The sequence below is a fragment of the Kitasatospora sp. NPDC028961 genome, assembly GCF_055564815.1.
This window is the reverse complement of the sequence record NZ_JBVHVO010000025.1, coordinates 95,356-101,770: the sequence shown is the minus strand read 5'-3', so window position 1 is coordinate 101,770 and position 6,415 is coordinate 95,356. Positions and strand designations below refer to the sequence as shown.

The following is a 6,415-nucleotide window of genomic DNA, read 5'->3' as shown; positions in this document are numbered from 1 at the left end:
GGCGCGTCCGGCGCGGACGGCCGGCACGGTCGTCAAGGACGAGGGTGAGGGCGGCAAGCAGCTCGCCGCGTTCCTCGCCGAGCAGAAGTTCATCTAATCCACGCAGTTTGCGTTCCAACGATCGATCAGGAGCAACGAATCATGGCTGAGATCCTGGTTCTCGTGGACCACGCCGACGGTGTGGTCCGCAAGCCGGCCCTCGAACTGCTGACCCTGGCCCGCCGGATCGGTGAGCCGTCGGCGGTCGTGCTGGGCGCCGGTGCGGCCGCGGCCGACCTGGCGGCCAAGGCCGGCGAGTTCGGTGCGGCGAAGGTGTACGTCGCGGACGGCGCGGAGTTCGCCGACCAGCTGGTCGTCCCGAAGGTGGACGCGCTGGCCCAGATCGCCAAGGCGACCGGTGCCGCGGCGGTGCTGGTCACCTCCTCCGGTGAGGGCAAGGAGGTCGCCGCGCGGGTCGCGCTGCGGATCGGCTCCGGCATCATCACCGACGCCGTCGACCTGGAGGCCGGTGCCGACGGCCCGGTCGCCACCCAGGCCGTCTTCGCCGCGTCCTTCCAGGTGAAGTCCAAGGTGTCGCACGGCGCCCCGGTCATCACGGTGAAGCCGAACGCGGTGGCCCCCGAGGCCGCTCCGGCCGCGGGCGCGGTGGAGAACGTCACCGTCGAGTTCACCGGCAACGCCGCCAAGGTCACCTCGCGCACCCCGCGGGTCTCCTCGGGGCGCCCGGAGCTGACCGAGGCCGCGATCGTGGTCTCCGGCGGCCGCGGCGTCGGCGAGGCGGCCGGCTTCGGCGTGGTCGAGGAGCTGGCCGACGCGCTGGGCGCGGCCGTCGGTGCCTCGCGCGCCGCCGTCGACGCCGGCTGGTACCCGCACAGCAACCAGGTCGGCCAGACCGGCAAGCAGGTCTCCCCGCAGCTCTACATCGCGGCGGGCATCTCGGGCGCGATCCAGCACCGGGCCGGCATGCAGACCTCGAAGACCATCGTGGCCGTCAACAAGGACCCGGAGGCCCCGATCTTCGAGCTGGTCGACTACGGCGTGGTCGGCGACCTCTTCGCCGTGCTGCCGCAGCTCACCGGCGAGGTCCAGGCCCGCAAGGGCTGACCGCACGGCGTCGGACCGACACTGCGCGAGGGCGCGCCCGGGAACCGTCCCGGGCGCGCCCTCGCGCTTTCGCGCGGGCGGATCCCCCGCTGCCGCGGTCCGTCCCCGTGGGCTCTGCGGGTGCCCGCCGCCGGGCCCGTAGAGTCGGACGCCGGACCGGCGGCGACAGGGCCGGCGGGGACAGAGCGCCACACCGCGACCAAGGGCGAGGGCAGACGCATGACACTCTTGACGGCACTTCAGGGCGACTTCGGCGACTCCGGCGACGCGCTCCGGATCGACGGGCGGGAGCTCTCCCGAGAGCAGCTGCTGGGAGCGGCGACCGCGGTGGCCGACCGGGTGGCCGGCGCCCCCGCGCTGGCGGTGCTCGCCCGGCCCACCGCCGAGACCGTCGTCGCGGTGGTCGGCGGGCTGCTGGCCGGCGTGCCCGTGGTGCCGCTGCCGCCCGACTCCGGGCCCAAGGAGCGCGCGCACATCCTGCGGGACTCGGGCGCCGTCCTGCTCGCGCACGCCGCCGGGGACACGGTGCCGGAGACCGGGGGAGTGTCGGCGCTGCCCGTCGACCCGGCCGAGCGCTCCGCCACCGGTCACGCCGAGCCCGCGCCGGACGCCACCGCGTTCGTGCTCTACACCTCGGGGACCACCGGCGCCCCGAAGGGGGCGATGATCCGGCGCTCCGCCGTCGCGGCCGACCTGGACGCGCTGGCCGAGGCCTGGCGCTGGACCGCCGACGACACACTGGCCCACGGTCTGCCGCTCTTCCACGTGCACGGCCTGGTCCTCGGCGTGCTCGGCGCCCTGCGCACCGGCAGCCGGCTGGTGCACACCGGGCGGCCCACGCCGGCGGGCTACGCGGCCGCCGGCGCCAGCCTGTACTTCGGCGTGCCCACGGTCTGGTCCCGGCTGGCCGCCGACCCGGAGGCGGCCGGGCAGCTCGCCTCGGCCCGGCTGCTGGTCTCCGGCAGCGCGCCGCTGCCGGTGCCGGTCTTCGAGAAGCTCGCCGCGCTGACCGGGCACGCCCCGATCGAGCGCTACGGCATGACCGAGTCGCTGATCACCCTCTCCACCCGGGCGGACGGCGAGCGCCGCCCCGGCAGCGTCGGGCTGCCCCTGACCGGCGTGCGGACCAGGCTGGTCGGCGAGGAGGGCGAGCCCGTCCCGCACGACGGCGAGAGCGTGGGCGAGCTGCAGGTCGCCGGGCCGACGCTGTTCACCGGGTACCTCAACCGGCCGGACGCCAACGGGGAGGCGTGGACGGCGGACGGCTGGTTCCGCACCGGGGACGTCGCCGTGATCGGCGAGGACGGCTTCCACCGGATCGTCGGCCGTGCCTCGGTGGACCTCATCAAGAGCGGCGGCTACCGGATCGGCGCCGGCGAGGTCGAGGCGGCGCTGCGCGACCACCCGGCGGTCGCGGACGCCGCGGTGGTCGGCGCGCCCGACGAGGACCTCGGCCAGGCGGTGGTCGCCTACGTCATCCCGGACGGCGCGGTGACGGGGGACCAGCTGACGGCCTTCGTGGCGGAGCGGCTCTCGGTCCACAAGCGGCCGCGGCGGGTGGTGCTGGTGTCCGAACTGCCCAGGAACGCCATGGGAAAGGTGCTCAAGAAGCAGCTGCTGGCGGAGTCGGCACTCGGGTGACGGGAGGTCACCCGGTGACGGTCGTTCATCTCTTCGACCGTCACCCCGGCGGTCCTCCTCACCTTCCGTGAACCCTTCCTTTGGCGCACTCCACTGCGCGCTGTGAGCGGCCGCGTGCCTAACGTGACACGCAGGCAGAACTGAATCCCAGGGTGACGAGCCGCGGCCTCCGGTCGCAGGGCCGGAAGCCGCGGCTCGTCACCGGGAACCCCTCTGCCCTCCCCGTTCAGTGTTCAGCCGGGGTTCAGCAGCGTCAGCGGTGCTGGGCAGTGCTGAGCCGCGTTCAGCAAAGGAAGACAGCAGGATGACGACCGTCAACACCGGCGCACCGGGTGCAGCCGACGACCCGACCGGGCAGACCGCCGCCACCACCGACGGGCCGGCGCGTGCCGCCCGGCCCTCCCGGGCGGCACGGGTCCGTCGGGGGATAGGCATGGTGGCGGTGATCGCGGCCGGTGCCGGCGTGATCGGCCTCGGTACCGGGGTCAGCAGCGCGGCCGCCGAGCCGGCGCCGGCCCACGCGGGCTGGGACGGGTCGCGGTACTGGTTCAAGAACAGCCAGGGTCAGTGGCGCTGGACCAGCCACTACGACATCTACCAGGCCCGGACCGGGAGCGGTGCCAAGGCCGCGGCCCCGGCGGGCTCCTCCTCGTCCGGGGGGATCACGCAGGGCTGGGACGGGTCGCGGTACTGGTTCAGGAACAGCCAGGGTCAGTGGCGCTGGACCACCCACTACGACGTCTACCTGGACCGGACGGGTGGCGGCTCCGCCGCCGGTTCGTCCTCCTCCTCGGGCTCGGCCGGGTCGTCCGCCGGCTCCGGCTCGGTGGCCGCCGACGGGGACGTCGAGACGGCGGTGCAGTTCGCTCTCGCCCAGCTCGGCAAGCCGTTCCGGACGGCCGGCAACGGGCCGGACGGGTACGACTGCTCGGGCCTGGTGCAGCAGGCGTTCAAGCGCGGCGGCATCGCGCTGCCGCGGGTGGCCAACGACCAGTACGAGGCGACCACGCCGGTCAGCGCCGGCCAGCTGCGCCGCGGTGACCTGCTCTTCTGGTCGGACGACGGCAGCGCCCGGGGCATCCACCACGTGGCGATCTACCTGGGCAACAACCAGTACGTGGAGGCCGCCCGGCCCGGCACCAACATCCGGATCTCGGGGCTCAGCAGCGGCTACTACCCGACGCAGATGGGCCGCCCCTGAGGAGCGTGCCCGCCGGGTGACGCCCGGCCGGTCGAGCGGCTGTCCGTACGCCGTCCGACCGGCCGGGCGTCCGGGCGTCCGGGGGCCTCGGCGCTTCCGCGCCTCCGCGCTTCAGGGATTCGGCACCCTGTCGCCGGGGCGGGCCGCCAGGGGTGCCGGGGGAGGTGCCGAGTGGGGCGCGGGGGATGGGGAGCGTGGGGCGGGTGGGGGCGCGAGAGGTGTTCAAGGGGGCGCGCGTAAGGTAGGTGGCCGCCGGTGATCAGGGGCGTGCGGACCGGCGGTCGGGCAGGCGCGCGTACCGTGGTGCGGACCGCCTGGCCTGGGCACATGCCCCTGTCACACGGCGTGGCCGGGTTCGGCCGCCGGGCCCGGTCCGCAGGTATGGGGACCGGCGCGGCGGGGGTACCACCTCGGGTGGCGCTGGTACGGCTGACGGGGGCGCCGCCCGGTGCGAACGGCATCGGGGGAAGTCGAGGGGCAGGGGACGTTGTGATCGTCTGGGTCAATGGCACATTCGGGGCGGGCAAGACGACTGCCTGCCGTGAGTTGGTGGAGCTGCTGCCGGGGAGCACGCTGTTCGATCCCGAGCTCGTCGGGTTCGGGCTGCGCGACCTCCTGCCCGCGGACCGGCTGGCCGCCGTGTCCGACTTCCAGGACCTCCCGGCCTGGCGCCGGCTCGTCCCCGAGACGGCCGCCGCGCTGCTCGGCGAGGTGCCGGGGCCGCTGGTGGTCCCGATGACGCTGCTCCGGGAGGACTACCGCGACGAGATCTTCGGCTCGCTCGCCTCGAACGGCATCACGGTGCACCACCTCGTCCTGGACCCTGAAGAAACGATCCTGCGTGCGCGTATCGCCCAGCGGGACGAGTGCCCCGGCGATCCGGAGCGCAGCGAGCGCGTCCGGCAGTGGTGCCTGGAGCACCTGCCGCGATATCGGGCCGCCCGCCGCTGGCTCATCGAGGACGCCCGGATGGTCGACAACGGCGAGCTGACCCCGCGCGAGACCGCCGCCCGGCTCGCCCAGCTCGTCCGTGACGGCTCGGCCCGCTGCCCGATCGTCCAGACCCCGGACCCGACCGGGGACACGGTGGCCTCCGCCGTGCTGTTCTTCGACGAGCAGGACCGGGTCCTGCTCGTCGACCCGGTCTACAAGCCGGACTGGGAGTTCCCCGGCGGGGTCGTCGAGCGCGGCGAGGCGCCGACCGACGCCGCCCTCCGGGAGACCGCCGAGGAGCTGGGGCTGCGGCTCGACCCGGGCACGCTGCGGCTGCTCGCCGTCGACTGGGAGCCGCGCACCGGCCCGCGCCGCGGCGGCCTGCGGCTGGTCTACGACGGCGGGCTGCTGGACGCCGCCGCCCGGCAGAACCTGCTGCTCCAGCAGGAGGAGCTGCGCGGCTGGCGCTTCGTCAGCCTGGACGAGGCTGCCGGTCTGCTGCCCCCGGGCCGGTACCGGCGGCTGGCGGCCGCACTGGACGCCCGCCGCAGCGGCGAGTTGCGCTACCTGGAGGCCGGCCGCCGGGCCGGTCTCGGCCTGGCCAGGGCGGCGGACGCGGCGTAGCACCCGTCGTGGTGCCCGCGGCCGCGAGCCGGCGGGGCCGCCCCCGGTGCGGTTCGGGTGTGCCGGGCGGGGCGGGGGCGGGAGGATGGGGCCATGCCGTTCACACTGAGCCATCCGGCCGCCGTCCTGCCCCTGCTGCGCGCGGCGGGGGCGCGCGGCCCGCTGGTGGCGTCGGCGCTGGTCGCCGGGTCGATGGCGCCCGATGTGCCGTTCTTCCTGGAGTCGTTGCTGCCCGGCGTCTACGGGCAGGGCGGGACGACCCACCGCTGGTGGGCGGTGCCCACCGTGGACGTGGCGATCGCGGGCGTCCTGGTGGCCGGGTGGCACGGGCTGCTGCGCGCCCCGCTGCTCGCCCTGCTGCCCGAGCGGTGGGCCGGCGCGGCCGAGGCGCTGACGGTCCGGCGGGGCGGCGGCGCGAGTGCGGCCTGGTTCGCCGGCTCGGCGGCGCTGGGCGCGGCCACCCACGTCGGCTGGGACGCCTTCACCCACGAGGGCCGGCTGGGTGTGCGCCTGCTGCCGGTGCTGGACCGGACGGTCGCCGGGCTGCCGCTGTACACCGTGCTGCAGTACGGCAGTTCGGCGCTGGCACTGGCGGCGCTGGCCGGGCACCTGGCGCGGGCGGCCCGTGCGGTGGAGCCGGTCCGGCCCGCCCCGGCGCTCCCCGCGGGGGCCCGGCGGGCCGCCGTGGCGGTGCTCGGCGCGGCCACGGCGGCCGGGGTGGTGCACCGGCTCGTCCCGCTGCGGCGGAACCCGATCCCGGAGTTCTGCTTCGGGGCCGGCGCCGGCCTCGCGGCCGGAGCGGTCGGGTACGCGCTGGTGCACGCGGTCGCGGGGCGGGTGGCGGGCCGGCGGCGGGCGGCCGGGCGGCTGCCGGTGTGACGGCCGCCCGGCGCACCGGGTCGCCGTCACACC

5 protein-coding genes and 1 pseudogene are annotated in these 6,415 nt (G+C 75.8%); all 6 read left to right on the top strand.

What is annotated here, in order from left to right:
- Nucleotides 1–97: pseudogene (locus ACZ4UX_RS29915) on the top strand (electron transfer flavoprotein subunit beta); the annotation flags it as partial.
- Nucleotides 98–141: 44 nt separating this feature from the next.
- On the top strand, nt 142–1,104 hold the full coding sequence (locus ACZ4UX_RS29910; protein ID WP_329490786.1) for an electron transfer flavoprotein subunit alpha/FixB family protein: 963 nt from the start codon (nt 142–144) through the stop codon (nt 1,102–1,104).
- 219 nt (nt 1,105–1,323) lie between these two features.
- On the top strand, nt 1,324–2,745 hold the full coding sequence (locus ACZ4UX_RS29905) for an acyl-CoA synthetase (protein ID WP_465708915.1): 1,422 nt from the start codon (nt 1,324–1,326) through the stop codon (nt 2,743–2,745).
- 304 nt (nt 2,746–3,049) lie between these two features.
- Nucleotides 3,050–3,946, top strand: a complete 897-nt coding sequence (locus ACZ4UX_RS29900; protein WP_465708914.1) for a C40 family peptidase — start codon at nt 3,050–3,052, stop codon at nt 3,944–3,946.
- 489 nt (nt 3,947–4,435) lie between these two features.
- A complete protein-coding gene (locus ACZ4UX_RS29895; RefSeq protein ID WP_329490790.1) occupies nt 4,436–5,503 on the top strand; it encodes an NUDIX hydrolase in 1,068 nt (355 codons plus the stop codon).
- 93 nt (nt 5,504–5,596) lie between these two features.
- Nucleotides 5,597–6,382, top strand: coding sequence for a DUF4184 family protein (locus tag ACZ4UX_RS29890; protein ID WP_396491313.1), 786 nt, complete (start codon nt 5,597–5,599; stop codon nt 6,380–6,382).
- Nucleotides 6,383–6,415 lie beyond the last annotated feature (33 nt).

Bases quoted from the DNA above. Each gene is read 5' to 3' on its own strand.
- ACZ4UX_RS29910 (WP_329490786.1), top strand. From the start codon at position 142: ATGGCTGAGATCCTGGTTCTCGTGGACCACGCCGACGGTGTGGTCCGC.
- ACZ4UX_RS29905 (WP_465708915.1), top strand. From the start codon at position 1,324: ATGACACTCTTGACGGCACTTCAGGGCGACTTCGGCGACTCCGGCGAC.
- ACZ4UX_RS29900 (WP_465708914.1), top strand. From the start codon at position 3,050: ATGACGACCGTCAACACCGGCGCACCGGGTGCAGCCGACGACCCGACC.
- ACZ4UX_RS29890 (WP_396491313.1), top strand. From the start codon at position 5,597: ATGCCGTTCACACTGAGCCATCCGGCCGCCGTCCTGCCCCTGCTGCGC.